22 protein-coding genes are annotated in these 23883 nt (G+C 45.9%); 11 read left to right on the forward strand and 11 right to left on the reverse strand.

Annotated features, from left to right (window positions below; all coding sequences use genetic code 11):
• Positions 1 to 298 precede the first annotated feature (298 nt).
• The 3 genes from KDM90_RS06810 to KDM90_RS06820 are packed head-to-tail and all read left to right on the forward strand — an operon-like array spanning position 299 to position 4349.
• On the forward strand, positions 299 to 2755 hold the full coding sequence (locus KDM90_RS06810) for a bifunctional diguanylate cyclase/phosphodiesterase (protein ID WP_212674830.1): 2457 nt from the start codon (positions 299 to 301) through the stop codon (positions 2753 to 2755).
• Complete coding sequence (locus KDM90_RS06815) at positions 2730 to 3680, forward strand: hypothetical protein (RefSeq protein ID WP_212674831.1); 951 nt, start codon at positions 2730 to 2732, stop codon at positions 3678 to 3680. Before KDM90_RS06810 ends, KDM90_RS06815 begins: the two co-directional genes overlap by 26 nt.
• Positions 3681 to 3689: 9 nt before the next feature.
• Positions 3690 to 4349, forward strand: a complete 660-nt coding sequence (locus tag KDM90_RS06820) for a methylamine utilization protein (RefSeq protein WP_212674832.1) — start codon at positions 3690 to 3692, stop codon at positions 4347 to 4349.
• A 110-nt stretch (positions 4350 to 4459) separates the two neighbouring features.
• Here KDM90_RS06820 and KDM90_RS06825 read toward each other — a convergent pair whose 3' ends face one another.
• From KDM90_RS06825 to KDM90_RS06835, 3 genes are all read right to left on the reverse strand, one after another.
• Positions 4460 to 4765: a hypothetical protein gene (locus tag KDM90_RS06825; RefSeq protein ID WP_212674833.1), complete on the reverse strand. Its 306-nt coding sequence runs from the start codon at positions 4763 to 4765 to the stop codon at positions 4460 to 4462.
• 282 nt (positions 4766 to 5047) lie between these two features.
• Positions 5048 to 5620, reverse strand: coding sequence for an outer membrane beta-barrel protein (locus tag KDM90_RS06830; protein WP_212674834.1), 573 nt, complete (start codon positions 5618 to 5620; stop codon positions 5048 to 5050).
• Between the two features lie 204 nt (positions 5621 to 5824).
• On the reverse strand, positions 5825 to 6280 hold the full coding sequence (locus KDM90_RS06835; protein WP_212674835.1) for an Lrp/AsnC family transcriptional regulator: 456 nt from the start codon (positions 6278 to 6280) through the stop codon (positions 5825 to 5827).
• Positions 6281 to 6602: 322 nt separating this feature from the next.
• Here KDM90_RS06835 and rocF point away from each other — a divergent pair, with 322 nt between their 5' ends.
• Entirely contained in the window at positions 6603 to 7523 is a 921-nt protein-coding gene (gene rocF, locus KDM90_RS06840; protein WP_212674836.1) for an arginase, read from the forward strand.
• A gap of 73 nt (positions 7524 to 7596) precedes the next feature.
• Here the strand turns inward: rocF and proB are convergent, their stop codons facing one another.
• The 5 genes from proB to KDM90_RS06865 all read right to left on the reverse strand — a co-directional run bounded on the left by proB (position 7597) and on the right by KDM90_RS06865 (position 12415).
• Positions 7597 to 8718 (reverse strand): glutamate 5-kinase, encoded by a 1122-nt coding sequence (gene proB, locus KDM90_RS06845; protein ID WP_212674837.1) that lies wholly within the window; start codon positions 8716 to 8718, stop codon positions 7597 to 7599.
• A gap of 534 nt (positions 8719 to 9252) precedes the next feature.
• Positions 9253 to 10362, reverse strand: coding sequence for an Obg family GTPase CgtA (gene cgtA / locus KDM90_RS06850; RefSeq protein ID WP_212674838.1), 1110 nt, complete (start codon positions 10360 to 10362; stop codon positions 9253 to 9255).
• A gap of 338 nt (positions 10363 to 10700) precedes the next feature.
• Positions 10701 to 10958, reverse strand: a complete 258-nt coding sequence (gene rpmA / locus KDM90_RS06855; RefSeq protein ID WP_212674839.1) for a 50S ribosomal protein L27 — start codon at positions 10956 to 10958, stop codon at positions 10701 to 10703.
• Between the two features lie 53 nt (positions 10959 to 11011).
• Entirely contained in the window at positions 11012 to 11323 is a 312-nt protein-coding gene (gene rplU / locus KDM90_RS06860) for a 50S ribosomal protein L21 (RefSeq protein ID WP_189346156.1), read from the reverse strand.
• Between the two features lie 177 nt (positions 11324 to 11500).
• A complete protein-coding gene (locus tag KDM90_RS06865; RefSeq protein ID WP_212674840.1) occupies positions 11501 to 12415 on the reverse strand; it encodes a glycosyl hydrolase family 18 protein in 915 nt (304 codons plus the stop codon).
• Positions 12416 to 12804: 389 nt separating this feature from the next.
• Here KDM90_RS06865 and ispB point away from each other — a divergent pair, with 389 nt between their 5' ends.
• From ispB to KDM90_RS06900, 7 genes are all read left to right on the forward strand, one after another.
• The gene (ispB, locus tag KDM90_RS06870) at positions 12805 to 13785 is read left to right on the forward strand and encodes an octaprenyl diphosphate synthase (protein WP_212674841.1); all 981 of its coding nucleotides are present in this window, start codon (positions 12805 to 12807) and stop codon (positions 13783 to 13785) included.
• 320 nt (positions 13786 to 14105) lie between these two features.
• Entirely contained in the window at positions 14106 to 15833 is a 1728-nt protein-coding gene (pilB, locus tag KDM90_RS06875) for a type IV-A pilus assembly ATPase PilB (RefSeq protein ID WP_212674842.1), read from the forward strand.
• Between the two features lie 18 nt (positions 15834 to 15851).
• On the forward strand, positions 15852 to 17084 hold the full coding sequence (locus KDM90_RS06880) for a type II secretion system F family protein (RefSeq protein ID WP_212674843.1): 1233 nt from the start codon (positions 15852 to 15854) through the stop codon (positions 17082 to 17084).
• Complete coding sequence (locus KDM90_RS06885) at positions 17084 to 17950, forward strand: prepilin peptidase (protein WP_212674844.1); 867 nt, start codon at positions 17084 to 17086, stop codon at positions 17948 to 17950. The genes KDM90_RS06880 and KDM90_RS06885 overlap by 1 nt, the downstream gene beginning before the upstream one ends.
• Before the next feature lies 1 nt (position 17951).
• On the forward strand, positions 17952 to 18569 hold the full coding sequence (coaE, locus tag KDM90_RS06890) for a dephospho-CoA kinase (protein ID WP_212674845.1): 618 nt from the start codon (positions 17952 to 17954) through the stop codon (positions 18567 to 18569).
• A gap of 105 nt (positions 18570 to 18674) precedes the next feature.
• Positions 18675 to 19430 carry a cell division protein ZapD gene (gene zapD / locus KDM90_RS06895; protein ID WP_212674846.1) on the forward strand — a complete coding sequence of 252 codons (756 nt, stop codon included), beginning with the start codon at positions 18675 to 18677 and terminating at the stop codon, positions 19428 to 19430.
• A gap of 16 nt (positions 19431 to 19446) precedes the next feature.
• Complete coding sequence (locus tag KDM90_RS06900) at positions 19447 to 19647, forward strand: DNA gyrase inhibitor YacG (protein ID WP_212674847.1); 201 nt, start codon at positions 19447 to 19449, stop codon at positions 19645 to 19647.
• A 23-nt stretch (positions 19648 to 19670) separates the two neighbouring features.
• On the opposite strand, the gene KDM90_RS06905 is transcribed toward KDM90_RS06900, so the two are convergent.
• The 3 genes from KDM90_RS06905 to alr all read right to left on the reverse strand — a co-directional run bounded on the left by KDM90_RS06905 (position 19671) and on the right by alr (position 23759).
• Entirely contained in the window at positions 19671 to 21227 is a 1557-nt protein-coding gene (locus KDM90_RS06905) for a sigma-54-dependent transcriptional regulator (RefSeq protein ID WP_212674848.1), read from the reverse strand.
• Between the two features lie 80 nt (positions 21228 to 21307).
• Entirely contained in the window at positions 21308 to 22603 is a 1296-nt protein-coding gene (locus tag KDM90_RS06910) for a D-amino acid dehydrogenase (protein WP_329605306.1), read from the reverse strand.
• A 25-nt stretch (positions 22604 to 22628) separates the two neighbouring features.
• Positions 22629 to 23759, reverse strand: a complete 1131-nt coding sequence (gene alr, locus KDM90_RS06915) for an alanine racemase (protein WP_230409651.1) — start codon at positions 23757 to 23759, stop codon at positions 22629 to 22631.
• Positions 23760 to 23883: the final 124 nt, after the last annotated feature.

Below are 23883 nucleotides of genomic sequence, written 5' to 3' on the forward strand. Positions count from 1 at the left end.
ACCATCCAATCAAATCAGCATTGATATCTGCCGCAACGGAACCTTTCCCTTTTTATAGAAATAGAAGAGACATCCTCGCAAAACTTCATCCTACTTTGCGTCTCAGCGCACGCCAATTCACGCATTTAGGAAAGGAAAAGATAAAATCGTGCCCATTAACCACGACAGGTTCGCGCTTCCTTGGAGACACTCAAATAGTGCGCTATGATGTTTCTTAGTATTCAGTCTCTAGACATCGGATCGCTGGTCACAAGTGATGACCATCTCGGTTGGTTTTTTGTGATTCACGGATAAAAATATGGTGCGCATTCGCAAACTGCACACACGGATCATCTTCGCATTTTCTGTCTTGCTTTCGATGGTGCTGATCGTCGAGCTAGCGGTGGTGAATAGCGTCGTCTCACAAAGTGCAAATGAGGCTATTGAGCGCAACTTGCTGGCTGGCGAACGCTTGTTCAATTCGATCCGAGAAGACAATATCAAACGACTTTCACAGTCTGCAGGGATCTTGACATCCGATTTTGCTTTTATTAAAGCGACTGCAACCGGCGATCACAACACCATAGTCTCTGTATTACTCAATCATGGTGGTCGCATCAACGCCGATATGGCAATGCTCGTCGCGCCCGATAATCGCGTTATCGCTGACACCCTAAGAAAAAGTGTCAACGATCAAGCATTTCCGTTTCCAGAGTTAATCAAACGCGCCGAACTGAAAGGACAAACCACTTCCATCGTGACCTTAGATGGCAAGCTATATCAACTGATCGTGGTACCCGTTATGGCACCGCTACCCGTCGCTTGGCTGGCGCTGGGATTTGTGATCGATGACAAATTCGCGAGAAACTTGAAAGGCGTTACTGGCCTTGATGTATCGTTTCTGACGCCGATCACTGGTTCAGATCGCCTTAACGTTTTAGCGACAACATTAAACGCCGACCGCGCTGCGGATTTATCCAGCGATGTCAACAAAGTGTCAGAAACCGTTGGAGCGACGACCAAGGTTTTAAAGCTCAGTAGCGAAGAATACCTAGCCCGCATCGATCACTTAAAAATCGATGATGGTACAGAAGCGATCACAGTATTGCAGCAGTCCCTCGATATCGCATTGGCACCATTATTCCACTTGCGCTGGATACTGACAGGTTTAGGTTTTTTCGCTTTAATAGCGACGCTCGTCGCAGGCTATCAAATTGCGCGTAACATTTCCAAACCTTTGGTGGACCTTAGCCAAGCCGCGCAAGACATTGAAGCGGGTCACTACTATACGCAAACTACCGTGATTGCGCGTGATGACGAAGTCGGTCAACTTGCTACTGCCTTTCAAAATATGTCAAAAGGAATTGCAAGCCGCGAAGATAAAATTAGTGAACTTGCTTACCGGGATCGTCTCACTGGCTTGGCTAACCGCACTTTGTTTAGCATTTCCATCAATGACAGAATCAACAAAATAACATCACTGGGAAACGATAAAGCGAGCGCTAATAGCTCTGACTTTCCATTCGCGATCTTGCTGATCGATATCGATCGATTCAAAGAAGTGAACGATATTTTAGGTCATCATATTGGCGACCTACTCTTACAGGAAATCGCCCAAAGACTTCAGGTAGTAGTGGCGCAAAGTGATGCGATGGTGGCGAGACTCGGGGGCGATGAATTTGGCATATTAACAAAGGCTGTCGATCAAACTGTTTCAATGGCACTCTCCCAAGCGATCTTAGCTGCCTTGGATAAACCTATCTTATTGGAAGGCCATCAACTAATTGCAAGTGGGAGTATCGGGATCGTTCATTTTCCAACTGATGGCAATGACATCAATGCCTTACTTCGTCACGCTGAGTTGGCAATGTACACTGCGAAACGTAACAACAGCGGCAGCGCTAGATATGACACCAGTCTTGAGAGTGCGAGCCAGCAGAATCTGTCGCTGATGGCAGAACTTAAACAAGCGATAGAGCACAATGAACTGCAACTCTACTATCAGCCCAAAGTCGATCTTCACAGCAACACGATTAGTGAAGTCGAAGCATTAATACGCTGGATTCATCCTAAACGCGGTGTGATTCCACCTGATCAATTTATTCCTTTTGCTGAGAGTACAGGATTTATCGCGGCAATTACTGAATGGGTAATCGCTCGAGCACTTGAACAGCGAGCTGTTTGGCAAACGCAAGGATTTCCCTTATCGATTTCGGTGAATATTTCTGCACGTGACTTACTGAACGCCAAACTACCAGGAAATTTTGCACAGTTGATGGAAACACACAACGCCAGCACCGACTGGCTGAGTTTGGAGATTACCGAGAGTGCGATCATGACAGATCCAGAAGCAGCGATGCAGGTTCTCAATCAATTAAGAGAAAATGGTTTAGCCATGTCTATTGATGATTTTGGGACGGGATATTCGTCCTTAGCTTACTTAAAAAAATTACCTGTGACCGAATTGAAAATTGATAAATCTTTCATCACAGAGATGGAAAATAATCCTGATGATGCGATCATCGTTCGTTCAACAATCGATCTCGGACACAACATGGGATTGCGTGTGATAGCAGAAGGCGTAGAAAACCAAGCAACTTGGGATGCTCTTGTGGCGATGGGTTGCGATTCTATCCAAGGTTATTTTGTGAGTCGCCCTCTCGCAGCTGAAAAACTGATGACTTGGTTACAGCACTCGCAATGGAAATTTAAAGAAAAACCACAATCATATCGACTTACAGGCAAAGAGAATGTCATCACTTCAGCATCCACTTAAGTTTAAGGTCAAGCTCAAAGCACAAAAGCTACAAATCTTAAAGCGACGTTGGCTAGATCTCGCCATTGCTAGCGCATGTAGCATCGCTGCGATTTATCCAGCGCAAAGCCATGCGGAAGACTTCGCGCAACTGGACACACGTCTCAGATACGACAGTAATTTGGGCAATGCTAAAGCACCTTACATCGTCAGTGACTCTAGCTGGTTGACTAGTTTGATTTTGGGCAAGCAGCATTTTCTCGGCGAAAGCAATGTCAATTTATCGTATGCGGCAAAACTCTCGAATGAAAGCTTCAATCGGCTACCCGGATTGAGCCACACTGGCGCAGGAATACAAATAAGTGGTAAGCATAAACTTGGCATAGGTCCGTACGCACCCAACTTCACTCTCACCGCTGCACTAGAACGTCAAGCTTTTCGCGATCAAATCCGCAATGCGACCCAACACCAGATTGAACTCAAAATGGGCAAACGTCTTTCAGAGCGTCTATCAGTTTGGGCTGCAATGTCGAGCGAGAAAAATCACTCAGATCATCAAGAAAAGGTCGAATATTACATTTCCGGCGCAACCTATGAAACCAGCAATCGCAATTACAAATTGAATCTTGATTTCGCACAGCGAGAAAACATCATCTGGAACCTAAGCTATTCCATGCGGCGTGGCGACGTTTTGGTCACCACGATGGCTGATCTCGACTACAACTATGATATCGCGCGCGCAATTCGCCCTGATCCGAGTTTTGGGCCAGAACGCGATATTTATCGCCTCAATGGCAGCACACAAACTATTGCAACTGGCATCACTCACAGCATCAACACAAACTGGACTTTGCATATGCATCTGCAAAAAAACTGGACCATCATACCGGGCGGTGTGAACTATCAACGGCATGGTTTTTCGATGTCGGCGAGTTACCAATTTTAAAAGAGTGTGATGATGAAAATGACATGTCTAAATGCAATGAGCGTAATCCTTTTCAGTCTATCGCTCCCGATTCACGCAGGAGAAATTCGCGTGAACGTGAAAGACCAACACGGCAAAGCAGTCGAAGATGCGGTGCTTTTGTTGACACCAGTCGATCCGTCCAAGATACCCAAACTAAAACCCAAAGATGAAGTCGTCGACCAGATTGACAAGGAATTTGTTCCTTATGTCAAACCGATTGTCACCGGGTCACGTGTTTTTTTTCCCAACAAAGATAATGTCAGGCACCACGTCTACTCGTTCTCTCAAGCAAAGTCATTTGAGATTCAACTTTATTCTGGCAAATCTGCGGCACCTGTTGTACTCGATAAGGCCGGCATCGTTGTCTTAGGTTGTAACATTCATGACTGGATGCTTGGATATATTTATGTTGCCGACACGCCTTACTTTGGCAAATCCAAGTCTGATGGCAACATTACTGTTGCTGCACTGCCAGATGGAGAATATACGCTCAAAATATGGCATCCTGGAATGGGGATGACGGCAGGAGAAAACGGCAAACGGGTCACCATTAGCGAATCCAATGTTGCACAACTTAACTGGCAAGTGAACTTGAAACCTATCATACGCATCCCGCGTAAGACCTCAGGTCAGGGACCGGGCTACTAACAAGGTCTCATGATCACAATAAAGAGTTGACATGATGATGCCATGCAGATTCAAGACTTTTCTAAACGAATTCTTATCCGCTTATTCATTCAGCTTGCGGTGCTGAACGTTCAACGTGAGGCGCGTAACTTTTGCAAGAGTTGATCAACCTCTCGACTCAACGGAATCCGATGTTCGCGCATCAATTGCACATGTAAAACAAGATTTTCCAATACAAGCTTTGCAGCAACAGCTAACAAAGTAAGGTGCTTATCTTCTTCACTGAAATTAATCATTTTTTCCGCAATCTCGCATAAATGAAGCGCGACAATCTCACGCAATTCATCTTCTTTAAATGGCAAATCGGCAAAGTCGATAGGATCATCTTTTTCGACTTCTTTCATTAGGACCTGCAACAAATCTGGCGTGATTGTCATGACATCATCCTTTCAGAAACAACAGCAATTCAAGCAAACGATGCGGAAACTTTAAATGAAAAAGAAATTCATGCCAACCTCACTATTTCGAGTATGGCAAGTCCAAAAAATTTTCAACAGAAATTGCTTTCATCAAAAGGGTAGTCGATCGACGTCTTGATCAAGTTTCACAACACAACGCACTCCTCAAAAGCAAAAAAGCTGATCAGTCGATCAGCTTTTTACTATCACTACACCGATTGTCTGAGAAGCGCTAATTCGCACGCTCGGGACGGCAAGTCTTTAAAACTCAGATTGAATACCAATCGTAAAGTTGGTCACGCCAGATGTTGTCTGTGGATATCCAGTTACTTTCACATTGCGGTGATCAACCTCGGCACGAATTGCGACTTTTTTATCCACTTGGTACATCACGCCAAATCCAATCAAAGGTTGTCCGGAATAATGCGTTTCTCCTCCGTTAAATCCATTCACACTAGCGACCACTTCACCTTTCATAAAGGCTACACCTAACTTCGCGAAACCAACGAAATTGTTGATTGGTGCTGTGCGCGCTACGCCTGCCAAATCAATGCCACGTCCATTAAATGTCGCATTTAAAGGTGCCACTGTCGCACCAACTTCATTCAAGAAAACATAGCTACCTTCCACACCAAAATTAGGAGAGAAGTCATAACCACCAAAGAGCTTCCAACTACCTGCCGCTGTATGGCAACTGGTCGCACCAGAGCAATCAAAATTCCATTTTGCGCGACCAACTGCACCGCCAAAATAACTCGTTTGCGCTGCAGCGTGAGCACTCAATACAGCGCTACCCAGCACAAAGGCAGCTGCCAATACATTTTTCTTTAACATGAAGGATCACCTTTCAAGGATGTTTTAAAAAGCTCGCTACCTAATTTGCAAGCAGTCTCTCCAACGATGTCATAAAGCAGGTTTATGATTTCGTATTAATTTGGCATTCTACCTGCATGCGATCTGCTTGCGCAGCAATTCTTTACGAAATCCCAGAAATCGTTGCATACAGGTTCGCAGCAACAATAGATTGCAATCACTCGACTAGCGAATCGGCAAACTACTCACTGGCTTAATTTCTTCCATACAGATCATAGAGCGCAAGTTACCGACGCCGGGTACTTGCATGAGTTTATCCGTCAAGAACTGCGATAAGCTTTTCAAGTCATTGGCAACGACTTTCAACAAATAGTCAAAATCACCGGAAATCGTGTGGCATTCGATAATGTCAGGAAACGCCATTAAGCTGCGTTCCAGTTCGCGTGCATTGCGATATTGTTCGCGGTCCAGTGATAAACTGACGAATGCCATGACACCCAATCCAATCGACTCGGGCGCAACTTGGGCAGTATAAGCACGAATCACCTTCGCCTCTTCCAATGCACGCACTCTTCGCAAGGTTTGTGGTGGAGATAAATGGATTTTTTCTGCCAGCTGCAAATTGCTGATTCGGCCATCTTCCTGCAAATGCCGCAAAATGTTTAAATCGTAGCTATCCATATCCTCACCATTCAAATTATTACTTAATAACTGCTATTTTATACTTAAATTTCACCAAAATAACAATTTAAGAAATTTAATTTCCAAAAGATTGGGTTTTCACTAAAATAACGCAATCATTTTTTTTGCTCGACAGCTATAATTTGCCTGCTTGAACAACGATGATTTTAGGCCGATTCAGTTTTTCGGTCGATCAGAAATATCTTGGTCGAGTGACGCTGCAAGCTTTACTATTCGGCTGTCAGATCAATCAAGATTTGATTTTTTGCGCTAAGCGAACGCAAATCAGTCTCGCTATTTTTTGGAAAGTACATATTCGGATATGAAAACCATTTCACTTATCGGTGCACCTACAGATGTTGGCGCAAGCGTCAAAGGTGCCGGCATGGGTCCCGATGCGTTACGCGTTGCGGGTTTAGTACAGGCGCTTGAAGCGCGAGAACTCTCCGTAATAGATCACGGAAATCTACATGGCCCCGCCAATCCGTGGCAAGCACCTGTAAATGGATTGCGTCATTTAAATGAAGCGATTGATTGGAATCAAGCGGTGTATGACGAAGTGAGTAGCGCATTACAACTCGGTCACATGCCAATGATGCTCGGTGGTGATCACTGTTTAGCGATTGGTTCTATTAGCGCCGTTGCTAAACATTGCAAAGATCATGGAAAAAAATTGCGAGTCCTTTGGTTTGATGCACACGCCGACAGCAACTTATCGACCATCAGTCCAACTGGCAATATTCATGGCATGCCTGTTGCGTGCCTGATGGGTCATGGCCCAGAGCAGTTAATTGCGTATGGAGGCTACACGCCTGCAATGCAAGCAAACGAAATTCGTCAAATCGGCATTCGTAGTGTTGACGACGGTGAACGTCAATTCATTCACGACATGGGAATTCCTGTATTCGATATGCGCTACATCGATGAACATGGAATGCGTGCTGTCATGTTGAAGGCGCTAGAGGGAATCGACGAGAATACCCATATTCACGTGAGCTTTGATCTTGACTGTTTGGATCCAGATATCGCACCCGGAGTCGGAACAGCTGTGTTGGGTGGACCGACTTACCGCGAAGCACAATTGTGCATGGAAATGATTGCCGACACAGGTTTACTAGGGTCACTCGATATTGTAGAACTCAATCCCGCCTTGGACCTGCGCAATCAAACGGCTATTCTAGCGGTCGATTTAATTGAAAGTTTGTTCGGTAAATCTACACTAGTCCGTATGGCGAACAAATAGACCGTCAGGAAATTGATAAGGAAGCCCGCTGATCGAGATCGCGGGCTTTTTTATGTACAAACATCATCAAGGATTAGCTGACCAAAACCAGATTGTCTCGATGAATCAATTCGGGCTCTTCGACAAAACCAAGAATACTTTCAATGTCGGACGAGCTGCGACGCATAATGCGACGCGCGTCTCCGCTACTATAGTTTGTCAAGCCTTTTGCAACAATTTGACCAAGCTGATCAACGCAGCTGAGTACAGCGCCTCGCCCAAATTCTCCCCTAACCTCGCACACACCGATCGCAAGCAACGATTTACCTTCATCACGTATTTTAGTCACTGCACCCGCATCAAGGACTAACTGTCCCGACGTCTGCAAATGATCCATCATCCATTGTTTACGTGCTGCTAATGGCGCCATATCGGAGCTCAATTCGGTGCCGATAGCCTCGCCTTTTGCCAATCGAATCAAGACATTGTCTTCACGCCCCGAAGCGATCACCGTATGCGCACCAGAACTCGCTGCTCGCTTTGCAGCGATAATTTTGGTAATCATCCCGCCCGTACCAACATTGCTTCCGGCCCCACCTGCCATCATCTCGAGATTAGGATCTCCAGCGCGCGCTCGGTGCACAAATTGCGCTTGCGAATTCTTACGTGGATCCGCTGTATAAAGACCTTGTTGATCAGTTAATATGATCAGCGCATCAGCCTCAACTAAATTTGCAACCAAGGCCGCTAAGGTATCATTATCACCAAACTTGATTTCATCAGTAACAACCGTGTCATTCTCATTGATCACTGGCACAACACCCAATCCCAACAAAGTCGTTAAAGTTGAGCGTGCATTCAAATAACGCTCACGATCAGCCAAGTCAGCGTGCGTCAACAGAATTTGCGCAGTACCTAGTTGGTGAGCACGAAAGCTAGTTTCATAAATCTGTGCTAATCCCATCTGCCCTACCGCCGCACACGCTTGCAACTCATGCACTCCAGTTGGCCGTGTTTCAAAACCCAAACGCTGCCGCCCCTCCGCAATCGCCCCCGAACTCACCAACACGACCTCTTTCCCCATCGATCTAAGTGTGGCAATTTGTTGCGCCCAGTTAGCGATGGCAAAGCAATCAAGGCCTCGACCGTCGTTTGTCACCAATGACGAACCAACTTTAATAATTAAACGTTTCGCATTCAGGATGAGAGATTGCATAAAAGACTAGTTACCGTATATTTACTTGGATAATTTTCATCAAATTATACATTATTCTGACTTAATTAATATTTTCAGAATTTTATTTCGAGTCGACTTCATCTCGTATATTCAAGCACAGCTTACTTGTTCCAAACATGCAATAGTGCTAAGCTCATTACTCTATTTCAACAGAAAACCACACGAAAACATGTTTATCGAAAAGCGTCAATCGTTTCAAATTGCGATAGGCATCCTCAGCTTATGTCTCTCGCTTGTTTGCTGGTTAATTCTGCGCCCTTATGTTCCGAAAACCGACTCGCTCAGCCAAATCGCATTCGCCGTCTTGTTGCTCGCAGCCTCACACGGTTTTGTGTCTATTTTCAAACTCATTCTTCCTATAGGAATAGGCAAAATTTGGCCGCAGCTGAATTCCACAATGGGTACCGTGAAGAATACAGGGTGCGAATCATCGCAAAGCAAAAACAGTCTCGACAAAAAAAGAGCCGAACGAGTCGGCTCTTTTTTTACTTAGATCGCTATATCAACTTAGCTTCAGTCAATCACTTTGAATCGTGGATCATCGGGATCAATAGACAGAATGCCTTGCGCCTCTTCTTTCATTTGCGTCTCTTGCGAACGTTGCTCTGCTGTGCGCTTCTCTTCGAGATGCACGTAAATATCGTTCACCAAGGCTTGGCAACCCTCATGATTTAACGCGGAAATTTCGAACACGGGGCCTTTCCAACCGAAGCGCTTAACGAAGTCCTTGACGCGCTTTTTACGCTCGTCTTCACTCAACACATCAAGTTTATTTAAGACTAACCAACGCGGTTTATCTGCCAGCGTTTCATCGTATTTTTGCAATTCTTTAATCAAAGCTTTTGCATCTTTAACTGGGTCTGCGCCCTCGTCAAATGGTGCTAAATCAACGATGTGCAAGAGCAAACCAGTGCGCTGCAAATGCTTCAAAAACTGGACACCTAGGCCCACACCATCCGCCGCCCCTTCGATCAATCCTGGGATATCTGCAATGACGAAACTCTTTTCGTGGCTGACGCGTACCATGCCCAAATTCGGGTGCAGAGTGGTAAATGGATAATCAGCAATCTTGGGACGCGCATTCGATACTGCGGTAATGAATGTCGATTTACCCGCATTCGGTAAACCCAATAATCCCACGTCGGCCAAGACTTTTAATTCAAGTTTGAGTTCGCGGCGTTCGCCATCTTTACCATCGCTGCGTTGGCGTGGTGCACGGTTCGTCGACGATTTAAAATGGATATTACCCCAGCCACCCTCACCGCCACGCGCCAATAAAACCTCTTGACCGTGCTCAGTAATATCAGCAATCACCTCATCTGTATTACGATCAATAATCAAGGTACCAACAGGCATACGCAAACGAATATCATCTGCGCCTTTACCATAGCAATCAGCGCCACGACCGTTTTCGCCATCTTTGGCTTTGTGTAATTTGGAGTAACGGAAGTCAACGAGTGTGTTGATGTTACGGTCACCTACGGCATAAATACTGCCACCTTTACCGCCATCGCCACCATCAGGGCCGCCAAATGGACGGAATTTTTCACGACAGAATGAGGCAACACCGTTGCCGCCATCACCTGCAATGACTTCGATTCTTGCTTCGTCAATAAATTTCATGTTTTGCCGCCTAAACGAAAGGGCTTTTCAGCCTTAAATCCCAGTCTTTCTTTTGGTGGCATCTACTAGAGACAGACGCGCTTCACACCGAATACTGGGGAACTACGAATTGGGAGTCGGAACAGATTATTGTGCTGTTTTATTTTACGCGCAACAATAGACAATGTTCTAAGACAAAATAAGCTAGTGGCAACTACCGCTAGCATGAATGATTAATACAATCATTTAACTAAGTAGGGATCAACTTATCTCCCATACCTTTTCTGAAAACTAAAAAGGCTCTACCTATGGCAGAGCCTTTTTTTAAGCTTGCGCTTACAGCAAGTTGTCAGCTTAAATTAAGCGGTAACAACAGTTACTGTTTGACGCTTCAACGCGCCTTTGATTGCAAATTGTACTTTGCCTGTTACCAAAGCGTACAAAGTGTGATCTTTACCCATACCAACGCCTTCGCCTGCGTGTACTTTAGTACCGCGTTGACGAACGATGATACCGCCAGCATTGATAGCTTGGCCGCCGTAAACTTTAACGCCTAAGCGTTTTGACTCTGAGTCACGGCCGTTGCGCGTGGTGCCGCCGCCTTTTTTATGTGCCATTTAATAGCTCCTTGAAATCTAGTGAAATTGCTTACGTTAATGAACAGTTAAGATTAACCGTTGATAGAAACGATTTGCAGTTCAGTGTAATTTTGGCGATGACCTTGGCGCTTTTGGTAATGCTTACGACGACGCATTTTGAAAATGCGAACTTTGTCGTGACGACCGTGGTCGATTACCTTAGCCAGCACCGTAGCACCTGCGACCAATGGAGTACCAAATTTAATTGTTTCTCCAGCACCCATAGCGAGTACTTGATCAATGGTGATTTCGGAGCCAATGTCTGCAGGTATCTGTTCTACTTTAAGTTTTTCACCAGCGACAACTTTATATTGTTTGCCACCGGTTTTTATGACCGCGTACATGTGAAACCTCATCAAATAAATAATAGGAATTCCCCGAAGCTCTTCTTGACATCGCCAACAAAAAATCAAGGGAACTGCGGATTATACATAACTTCAGAAGTAGGGTCAAAAGAAATTTGCATAAAAATTCAGCAATCGAATGCAAACTTGTATGCAAAGTAAATAAAAATATCAAGCTCATTTCACGCGTTGATTTGCCTTCCTTTGGTGCAACTGCGTCAACGCCTTCATTTCACGCCAAATTCTCGCGTTGCGCCAACCTGGTGCAGCCAGCTGCAAATCCCATAACGCAACACCGACACCCAATTTACTAGCATCACTCAAATGGGAAGAGATATCAGTACCGGTCCCACCCTCACCCCACTTAGCCATCCAAGTTGGCATCCCCATCAATATCTGATCCTTGCGAAAGCCAGCTCGTTCTGCGTAAGAAAGTTGCCAACTATACTTGAAGATCGCAGCCCCTCCTTCACATGCTAGCTTCCCTTCAGGTCTGAAACTCACAGTACTCGCTTCAAATAAATCTTGATAGCCCATGCTATGAATTGTATCAACGTAATCTTTCCAATCGCTCCACCAACTCATGTTAGGCGCGTTAGCACAGGGACTATGAAAACTATCAACCGTTAATAATTTACCATTATTGCGCAATTTCAAGCCGAGTCTACGCACGAAATCAGCGTATGCAATACGATCGCTGTCGAATTCACCCTCTCCCTCCAAATCTAAATCAACCCCATCGAGGCCGTACTCATGGACGTTCTTCACCAACGCATCAATAAATTCACTAGGATTATCCCGAAAGGCGCGACGTGCCAACTCCCAATCCCATTTTTTTGTTAACTGTGAATTATTATAGACAGTGAGTAATACTTTGATTTTACGTGCCTTAAGCCACGCCACCACCTGCTTCACTTGCCGTTTTTCAACACTTTGGCCAGTTTCGTTCTTAGGCGCCAACTGAATGCTCTTACCGTCTATCGTCGGATTCCAAAATTGCAATCCAACTCGACTTAAGGTCGCCCCTATAAATGGATGAGTTGTCAAAATTTGCATCGACTTATCGATGCCATAGGCAGGAATCCATGACATTACCTGGAGCGGCTTTCCATTCGTTGCAGCAGCACACGATAGAGAACAGAAAAAAAGGAAAGTGACCAACAGTGTTCGACAAAATTTCATAAGCGGGGGATTCTCAAGGGAAAAAGAAGAAAAATCCGATAGGCTTGCTATCTCAGGGACCATTCTGCCGAAATTCCTCAAGGAAACAATTGGGGTTTTAGCTTACTGTCGGGCAATTTGCATGGGCGCGAAATGATCTAAAATCGACGCTAGATAACAATTTAATTCAAATCAACTCAATCAAACATTTGACCACCCACCTTTCAATTGCGATACGCTACGATGAGGACTTCTTTTGCAGCTTTGCATAGGCATCGTATAATCACGGCACATTTCATTTGCTTTTGCAGGATATTCCCTTGTCTGCCACGCCCAATCAAAACACTATTAATCAATTAATCGCACCAGAAATGGATGCGGTGAACTTGGTTATTCGCCAACAACTTCACTCTGATGTTGCACTAGTTAGTCAAATCTCCGAATATATTATCAATGCTGGGGGGAAACGAATTCGTCCGGTTCTTGTCTTGCTGATGGCAAAAGCGTACTCGTATCAAGGCAAACATCATTACGATTTGGCCGCGATTGTTGAGTTCATTCATACCGCCACTTTATTGCACGACGATGTTGTTGATGAATCATCGATGCGCAGAGGTCGGCAGACAGCAAATGCACTGTTTGGCAATGCAGCATCGGTCTTGGTGGGTGACTTTTTGTACTCACGCGCTTTTCAAATGATGGTGTCAATCAACAGCATGCAAATTATGCAAATCCTCGCTGATGCAACGAACGTCATCGCTGAAGGTGAAGTGTTGCAATTATTAAACATGCACGATCCTGACGTCACTGAAGAACGTTATTTAGAAGTGATTCGCTGCAAGACAGCAAAATTATTTGAGGCCGCTGCTGAGATAGGGGCGTTAATTAGCGGTGCAACGGCGAACCAAATTGCTGCGGCGGGCGAATATGGACGCTCACTCGGCACCGCATTTCAATTGATCGACGATGTCTTGGACTATTCTGGCAAAGCGGAAGAAATCGGTAAAAATGTCGGTGATGATCTACGTGAGGGCAAGCCAACCTTACCGCTGATTTATTTGATGAAGAATGGATCACTAGATGAACAAGCTCTCGTCAAAGCCTGTATCGAGCAGGGAGACGAATCAAAGTTCGATGCCATTTTGAATGCCATTACGCAGTCTGGCGCACTTGCATACACGAAAAATGCAGCATTTCAAGCTGCAGAGCGCGCTGCACTTGCCATTAATGACTTACCGGCGAGCCCATACAAGCAAGCCCTACTTGATCTCGCATTTCTCTCGGTCAATCGGAATCATTAATTCAAAGCAAACCTGGTCGAATGGTGCTTTCACCAGGTTCGTCAAGACGTTCCGATCTATCGCAATCGTACCTTTAAGACAACAGAAGCAGATTGAACTTAGGACGCCGGACTCAAAGAGTCTCGATTGCAGCTTTAGAGCTATTTTTCTGTCGCTTGCCTTATAGCTTGCCTTATAAATACCTGTCAAATACCTGTCAAAGCTGACAGATCAGCGTTTTTATCATACACAAACAAAGTAAACTCCCTGTTTACAAAAGTCTTACTTAGTTGCATTATCACAAAGCAACCATTTTCACTCTTAATTTCTGTGCGAGAACTATGTCAGCTGTCCCACCCAATTCTGCATCGACACCGCCTGCTTCGGGGCTTGCTCGTGCTTTAGCGCAAGCGAATTTACTTACCCCAACGCAACTAGATGCGATACAGAAAAAGGTTCAACTTGAGAAAAGTCAGTTCCTCGATGCATTGCTTCAAAACGGTGCGATCAATGCGCGCGATCTAGCGACGTTCTGCTCCGAAACCTTCGGCTACCCTCAGCTTGATTTAAGTGTCTTTGACGAAGCAATGTTGCCAGAGAAAATCATCGATATGAAGATGATGCAAACCCAGCGTGTGGTTGCTCTGGCCAAAAAAGGCAATAAAGTTTCGATAGGCATCTCTGATCCGACTAATACGATAGCCATTGACCAGATCAAATTTCAGACTGGTCTCAGCGTCGATATCGTGATTGTGCAGCATGACATATTGCAAAAGCTGATCGATAAAATAAGTAAATCATCTGAGCAGTCCATTACCGATTTGGCGGGCGATGATTTTGAAATTGAATTCAAAGAAGAAGATCTGAATTCAGGTGTAGCGGACACACAAGCGGCGGAAATTGACGACGCACCTGTCGTTAAATTTTTGCAAAAAATGCTGGTCGATGCAATCAATATGGGCGCATCCGATCTCCATTTCGAACCATTTGAGAAGTTCTACCGAATTCGCTTTCGTGTCGATGGTGAGCTAAGAGAAATTGCACAACCTCCCCTCGCGATTAAAGACAAGCTCGTATCACGGATTAAAGTCATTTCGAAATTAGATATTTCTGAGAAGCGTGTACCCCAAGATGGGCGGATGAAACTTGTTTTGTCCGCGAACAAAGCAATCGATTTCCGGGTCAGTACTCTCCCCACATTGTTTGGCGAAAAAATCGTAATGCGTATTTTGGATGGCTCCCAAGCGCAAATGGGGATTGATGCTCTCGGCTATGATCCTGATCAAAAAGAAATTCTTTTGGACGCTATTCAGCGCCCGTACGGCATGGTGCTTGTGACAGGACCAACAGGCTCCGGTAAAACCGTTTCGCTCTATACATGCCTCAACGTAATTAATAAGCCAGGGATCAATATTTCTACCGCTGAGGATCCCGCAGAGATCAACTTACCGGGGGTCAATCAAGTCAACATCAATGATAAGGCGGGCTTAACTTTCCCAGTGGCACTGAAATCATTCTTACGTCAAGATCCTGACATTATCATGGTCGGTGAGATTCGTGACCTTGAAACCGCTGACATTGCGATCAAAGCGGCGCAAACAGGTCACATGGTTTTCTCGACCCTACATACCAATGATGCGCCCTCCACTCTCACTCGCTTAATGAATATGGGCGTCGCTCCTTTCAATATTGCGTCTTCTGTAATCTTAATTACAGCACAACGACTGGCACGTCGCCTTTGCACGTGCAAGAAACCTGTTGACGTTTTAGATGAAGTCCTGTTGGCTGCCGGTTTCTTAGAAGATGAATTGGATGGGACTTGGAAACCCTACGGCCCAGTTGGCTGCGAGCGTTGCAGTGGATCCGGCTATAAAGGTCGAGTAGGTATTTATCAAATCATGCCGATTACTGAAGAAATCGAAAAAATTATTTTGGCCAATGGTACTTCCTTAGAAATCCGCAAGCAGTCTGAAGCAGATGGGGTTAAAGGATTGCGTCGCTCTGGATTAATGAAAGTCCGTCAGGGCTTGACGAGCCTTGAAGAAGTACTTGGCTGTACAAACGAATAAAAATAAGAGGAACCGGAGATGGCTACATCATCAAACAGAAGTAATAAACCGTCTCAAGTCAAAGAGAATCTTTATTCTTGGGAAGGAAAAGACAAACAAGGCAAGTCTGTCAAAGGTGAATTGCGCGCTGGGGGCGAAGCGATCGTCAGCGCCACATTACGTCGACAAGGCGTAATGGTCACCAAGATTAAGAAGAAAAGTTACAGCTCGGGAAAGAAAATTACCGACAAAGACATCACACTTTTCACACGTCAATTGGCCACAATGATGAAGGCTGGCGTTCCCCTCTTGCAGTCTTTTGACATTGTCGGAAAGGGACATGCCAATCCATCCGTGTCTAAATTATTGTTGGATATCCGTTCAGATATCGAAACTGGTACCAGCCTAAATCAGGCTTTCCGTAAATATCCTTTGTATTTCGACCCGCTATTTTGCAATTTAGTGGGCGCTGGTGAACAGGCGGGTATTTTAGAAGATTTGTTAACCCGGTTAGCGATTTACAAAGAAAAAACCCTTGCTATCAAAGCAAAAATTAAATCAGCACTCACCTATCCGATCGCGATTCTTTCGATTGCCTTCATCGTCACTGCAGTGATTATGATTTGGGTAGTTCCTGCCTTTAAGGAAGTTTTTAAGAGCTTCGGCGCGGATTTACCAGCACCGACATTAATGGTGATGGCGATCTCCGATTTTGTCGTTGCCAATTGGTATTTTATCTTTGGTGGGCTGTTCGGATCATTGTATTTCTTCTTCCAATCATGGCGTCGCTCATTGGAAATGCAACGTTTCATGGATAGAGCCCTACTACAAGCACCGATTTTTGGTGAAGTCATTCGAAAAGCAACCATTGCCCGTTGGACACGGACATTGGCAACCATGTTTGCCGCCGGGGTGCCACTCGTCGAAGCACTTGACTCCGTTGGTGGCGCATCGGGTAATGCCGTGTATTTAGACGCAACGATTAAAATTCAGACCGAAGTCACCACTGGCACAAGCCTGACAGTAGCAATGCAAAATGCTGGCGTATTTCCAAGCATGGTGACGCAAATGGTCGCCATCGGTGAAGAATCAGGTGCACTCGATGGCATGCTCGGCAAAGTTGCTGATTTTTATGAAGAAGAAGTTGACGATGCCGTTGCCAATCTAGCGTCATTGATGGAACCAATGATTATGGCAATTCTCGGCGTCATCATTGGTGGTTTAGTTGTTGCGATGTACTTGCCTATCTTTAAATTGGGTGCGGTGGTTTAATGGTCGACTTATTTCTTTTCACAGCACCTCAAAATGCACTCAGTGCTGGCTTTTTTGGCATTCTAGGCTTACTGATTGGTAGTTTCTTAAACGTCGTTATTCATCGCATGCCAATCATGATGCAGCGAGAGTCGGATAATTATGTCGCCAGCGAATCGGGCAAAGAACTAGTCCACACCAGTCCGTACAATTTAATCGTTCCTCGTTCAGCTTGCCCACATTGCAAACACCCAATAAGTGCATGGGAAAATATACCTATTGTTAGCTACCTAGTCATTGGTGGAAAGTGCCGGGGATGCAAAGCACATATCTCAATTCGCTATCCGACAATTGAGGCTTTAACTGGATTATTGTCTGGATACATGATCTGGCATTTTGGTAGTGGCACAGCAGGAATGGCTGCCGTTGTTTTTGTTTGGTTTTTGATCGCAATGACATTCATCGATGCCGATACCCAACTACTTCCGGATGACTTAACGCTACCCTTACTCTGGGGAGGCCTTTTAGTCAATTTGTATAGCACCTTCACCTCTCTAGACAATGCAGTGATTGGTGCCGCAGCAGGTTACTTATCGCTTTGGTCCGTATATTGGGCATTTAAACTCATCACAGGTAAAGAGGGAATGGGCTATGGCGACTTTAAATTACTCGCCGCACTGGGTGCATGGATGGGCTGGAGCATGCTCCCTTTAATCATATTGCTATCCTCCGCGGTTGGCGCAATCATCGGTGTCAGCATGATCGTGCTCGGTAAGTTGGGTAAAGGGAAGCCAATACCATTCGGACCCTATCTTGCCATCGCAGGTCTTATCGCGTTTGTGTGGGGGCCGACGATCAATCGTCAATATTTAGGACTGATGGCCTGACATGTCTTTTGACGGCACACAACAGTTTTACATCGGTTTAACTGGTGGAATCGGAAGTGGCAAAAGCACAGTTGCACAATATTTCGCTGAGCTCGGTGTCAGTATCGTAGACACCGACGTCATTGCGCACGCTCTAACTGCTCCCGGAGGTGAGGCGATCGAACCCATTCGCATGCAGTTTGGAGCAGATTTCATCAGTGCCGACGGCTCAATGGATCGCAAGAAAATGCGTGAATTGATCTTCACCAACCCTGAAGCTAAACAGACCCTGGAACAAATACTACACCCACGAATACGCACAGCCTGTGAGACGGCTGCTCGTCATGCTGAAGGTAGCTATGTGATGTTTGTTGTTCCTCTGCTAGTTGAATCGGGCAATTGGATAGATAGAGTTAAGCGTATCCTTGTGGTGGACTGTGACGAGGAAATCCAAATTCAACGTGTGATTGCGAGAAACCATTTCTCACGCGAACAAGTCGAGGGCATCATGCGAGCACAAGCTAGTCGAGCATTCAGATTGCGACATGCAGATGACGTTGTTAATGCCAATCTCAATTTGCTTGAGGTGGCCCGTCAAGTTGAAGCATTACACCAAAAATATCTCAAAATGTGTGTGTAAGCTCAAACAATCTCACGCAATGTTTGTAATTTTCCCCAGCTTGGTTCAGAATCACGTGAAACTTATTGCGCACTGCATTAGCACCATATTTACAGGGAATTTATTTTGATTGTTTACGAATACCCTTTCAACGAGCGTATTCGCACGTTATTGCGGTTAGAAGACCTGTACGAAAAGTTTTCGTTTTTCTTACACCAGTCCGATCCACTGCAACACCACGTTGCTATCGCTACTATTTTTGAAATGCTCGAAGTGGCAGGTCGTGCCGACTTAAAATCAGATCTATTGCAAGAATTGGATAGACAAAAAAATACCTTGATAGGATTTAAGTCAAACCCCAATGTGCAAGCAGATATGCTCGATCAAGTGATTAACGACGTCGAACGGGCGAGCACCAATTTAATGGCATCCACTGGCAAAACTGGGCAGCACATTCGTGATAACGAATGGCTGATGAGTATCCGCGGTCGCACCATCATTCCCGGAGGTGCTTGCGAATTTGACTTACCAAGCTACCATGCATGGAAAAAATTACCGGCCGAAAAGCGGTTTAACGATATTTCGAATTGGTTCACACCTATTGCCCCTTTGTTTGACGCGATTGCTGTTGTACTACGTCTGTTAAGAGAATCCGGTAGCACCACGAAAGTGATAGCGCAAGCAGGCAGCTATCAACAAATGTTACAAGGTAAAGTGTATCAACTTTTACGTGTCTCTATCGACCAAGGAATGGGCGCCATTCCTGAAATTTCAGCAAATAAATATATGCTGTGGATACGTATCATGTCGCAAGACGGCGATATGAAGCCGAAGCCATTTGAAGGCGACGTTCCATTTGATCTTACCCTCTGCAATTTCTAACAATTAAATTCTAGCTATGGCAACTGTTGTATCCTGCCCCACTTGTGGGGCTAAAGTCACTTGGGAACCGGCGAGTACTTATCGCCCTTTCTGTTCCGATCGTTGCAAAAAAATTGATCTTGGTGCGTGGGCAGAGGAAAAATATACGATCCCCGCTGTGAATTTACCCGAAGATCCCAACACTCCTGATGGTCCCGATCTCAGTGATCTCAATTAACACATCCCAACATCGGATGATAATTACTTCTTAGGAATGCCATGCTTGCGCAATTTGGCCGCAATCATGGAATGCGAAGTATCGAGCCTAGCTGCCAATTTACGGCTGGATGGGTATTCCTGATATAGCTTGCTGAGCAAGGCTGATTCAAATTGATTGACGGATGCTTCCCAGGTTTCTGCTTCCTCAAATACCACATTATCCGCCTGCATAGAATCTTCCGCCCAATCCAAATCGGCAGCATCCAATACACGTTGATCAGCCATCGTAATCGCGCGAAAAACGACATTCTGCAATTGCCGCACATTACCCGGCCAACGGTTATTCAGCATCGCCGTGGTAGCAGCTTGATTCAAGCGCGATACAGGTTTTTGCGCTTGCGTACAAGCACGCTCTATAAAATGGCGCGCCAGTAGCAAAATATCGTCAGCGCGTTCACGCAGTGGCGGCATTTCTAAATGCAGGACGTTCAAACGATAAAACAAATCTTCGCGGAAACTGCCTTCTTGCACCATCTTGCGTAAATTACGATGGGTGGCGCTGATGATGCGCACATCGACTTGAATTTCTTTGTCGCCGCCTATACGACGGAATTTCCCATCGTTTAAAAAGCGCAACAACTTCGCTTGCAGGTACAGCGACATCTCGCCGACTTCGTCTAAAAATACCGTACCGCCATCCGCCATTTCAAACAAGCCAGGCTTACCGCCGCGATTCGCACCGGTAAAAGCGCCCGCCATATAACCAAACAATTCGCTCTCGGCGAGACTCTCAGGCAATGCTGCACAGTTCAATTCGAGAAACGGTGCGTTGCTGCGCGCGCTCACCCCATGACACGCTTGAGCCAGCAACTCTTTACCCGTTCCCGTTTCGCCCGTGATCAACAAAGGTGCATCCACTACAGCAACCCGCGCTGCACGTTTTTTCAATACCCTAATTTGTTCAGAATCACCGATGATGGCTTCAAAGCCACCAATCTCAGCGCGTGAAATCGCATGCAAACGCTCACCTATGCGTTTCGGTGCGGTCAGTGTCAGGAGCGCACCAACGGCCTTACCATCGCTTGCTGTGCCTGCTGATAAAGGCTCAAACACGGGCGTGACGTCCATCATAAAAGGCTCGCCATTCAACAGCACTTCGCGTGTCGGCGCACAAAATTCGTTGGCGATTAATTCATGTTGGATCGTGCTATCTTGCAGCACTTGATATAAGGATTTTTGGCAGAGCTCTTTTTCCGTACAGCGCGCCACTTCGGCTGCAGCGGCATTGGCGATCACGATGCGACCTAACGCATCAATCGCCAACACTGGGTCTTCCATCACCGCCATGATGGTGTCGAGATTAAGACTGCGACGCATGCCCGGCAAAATATCAACGACTTCTATCGTTCCTACACCCGCAACCTGATCGCAATCGGCTTGTAAGCTTGCGAGCATGCTTTGCTTTAACTCGGGAATGTCGATATAAATATTCGGCGGATCGACCTCCACCGCTTGCACATTCAAACCCTGACGCGCCAATACCGCGAGAATCTCGTGAGCGATACCGACTCGATCTTCAAAGGGAATGTTGACGCGCATGCTCAGACTTTCTTGTTACAGGTTTCATTAAAAAACTAAATCCCCCAATGCCAAGACAATAAGGGATTTTGAATTTCATCTTAAATTGCAATCGGGCGATTCATGCTGCCATAGCGATCCATGTACAAGCCCTCGGTCGAGATTGCAGGCTTCTTGCCGGAAATTAAATCCGCAAGGAATTGGCCGGACCCGCAAGACATGGTCCATCCCAAAGTACCGTGGCCGGTATTCAGGAATAAATTGCGATACGGGGTAGGACCAACTATCGGTGTGCCGTCTGGTGTCATAGGACGCAAACCAGTCCAGAATTCGGCTTTACTGACATCACCACCATGCGGAAATAAATCAGTAACTGAGTGCACCAAAGTCTTGCGACGTGACTCTCGCAAACGCAAGTCGTAGCCTGTGATTTCAGCCGTGCCACCAACGCGAATTCGGTCGCCCAACCGCGTAATTGCGACTTTGTAGGTTTCATCCATCACCGTCGATTCTGGCGCACCTGCTGCATCCGTAATCGGTACAGTGATCGAATAGCCTTTGATCGGGTACACCGGAATCTTAATACCTAATTCACGCAACAAAATTGGCGAGTAGCTACCCAATGCTAAGACAAATTTATCCGCAGTGAATTGGCCTTTGGAAGTTTGCACGCTCTTGACTTGATCACCCTCAGCAATGATGCGTTCTATGCTGACGCCATACTCAAATTTCACGCCCAAGCCCTCTGCCAGCTTCGCCAAATTCTGCGTGAATTTGAAGCAATCTCCGGTTTCATCACCCGGCAAACGCAAAGCTCCGACGAATTTTTCACGCACATTCTTTAATGCGGGTTCAACCCGCAAACACTCATCGCCACTCAAGGATTCATACGGGACGCCATAGCGTTTCAGGATATCGATATCGGCTTGTGAGCCATCGAGTTGCTGTTGATTGCGGAATAACTGCAAAGTTCCTTGCGTACGTTCATCGTAAGAAATGCCTGTATCTTCACGCAGTTGCTGCAAGACATCGCGGCTGTACTGCGCCATGCGCAACATACGGCCTTTATTGATCTCGTAACGCTTGGTTGTGCAATTCATCAGCATCTGGAACACCCAGCGCCACATCGCTGGGTCCATACTTGGACGAATTGCTAATGGACTATGTTCCATCATCAGCCATTTGATCGCCTTCATCGGCACACCTGGGCCAGCCCACGGCGCTGAGTAACCAGGAGAAACCTCACCTGCATTCGCAAAACTCGTTTCCAAGGCAGCGCCACTTTGCCGTTCAATCACGGTGACTTCGTGACCCGCTTTGGCGAGGTAATAAGCGGTAGAGGTGCCGATAACGCCTGCTCCCAAGATGACTATTTTCATGTGTATTCCAGTCTCAATTAATTGTGTGAATTCGGTAATAGGATTAAGCGTCGATATAGTGACGTTGATAACGCGGACCTAAACTGGTTAAGATTTCATAACCGATGGTGCCGGCACGTTTCGCAACCTGATCGACCGTGTTATTTGGGCAAATCAAATCCACTAAAGCGCCCGGATATAGAAGTTGCGGATCGACATGGCTCACGTTTAAGGTGATCGTATCCATCGACACATTCCCCACCATAGGCACTTCGACACCAGCGATATGCGCAACACCACAGTTGCTTAAACTACGCAACCAACCATCGGCGTAACCGACTGATACCGTCGCGATCTTAGAGGGTTGAGTAGCACGCCATGTTTTACTGTAACCGACACTCGCGCCCATAGGAATTTCGCGCGTTTGAATAATTCGACCTTGCAACTGCACTACCGAATGCATAGGGCTAGCCTGTCCTGCAACGGGTGCTACACCGTACAAAGCGGCGCCCGGACGCGCCAAATCAAAATGAAAATCCGTTCCCAAGAAGATGCCAGAGGAATTCGAAAAACTCGCTTTCAAGCCTGGATAATGCTGCCGCAATTGCGCCAATAAATTTTGAAAGCCCTTCAACTGCATTTGATTCATAGGATCAAGTTGATCTTCTGCGCAGGCCAAATGACTCATGGCGTAACGGACATCAATCCCATCAGTAATACTAAAATCATTCAGCCAAGTGATGAGTTCCGCTTGCGACAAACCCATGCGCGCCATGCCGGTATCAATCTGAATCACCGCTGGCAAATTTTCTTGGCGTTCCTGCGCAAGCTTGCGCCATGCGGTAATTTGATCGAGGCTATTTAAAACGGGCGTACAGCCATATTCGATGAACTCTGCTTCATAACCCACTGGAGAGCCATGCATCACATAAATCGCCACGTCGTGCGGAATGTGTGCACGCAAACTAATCGCTTCTTCCAGTTGCGCAACAAACAAATGACGACAACCTTCATCCACCAAAGCTTTAGACACTGGAATCGCGCCCAAGCCATAAGCGTCGGCTTTCACTGCGGCACCACAAGCAGCCTTCCCCAAGCGCCCTTGCAAATAACGGTAATTGGCACGAAGTGCACGTAAATCGATCGTCAGTAGCGCCCCAGCGCGTCCTGCTTCTTGCAGCATACTTTGCAGCATAGCAACCTCAAAAAATCATCAACTGCAGTGAAATAGCAATTGCCATGCCAAGTTTTTGAAGTAATACACGCCTAGCAAAATCAATGACTTAGCAATACAAGCGAGAATTCTAACAGAATAGACT

The organism is Affinundibacterium fentianense (assembly GCF_018139545.1).
In the GTDB taxonomy this organism is placed as follows: domain Bacteria; phylum Pseudomonadota; class Gammaproteobacteria; order Burkholderiales; family Burkholderiaceae_D; genus Undibacterium; species Undibacterium fentianense.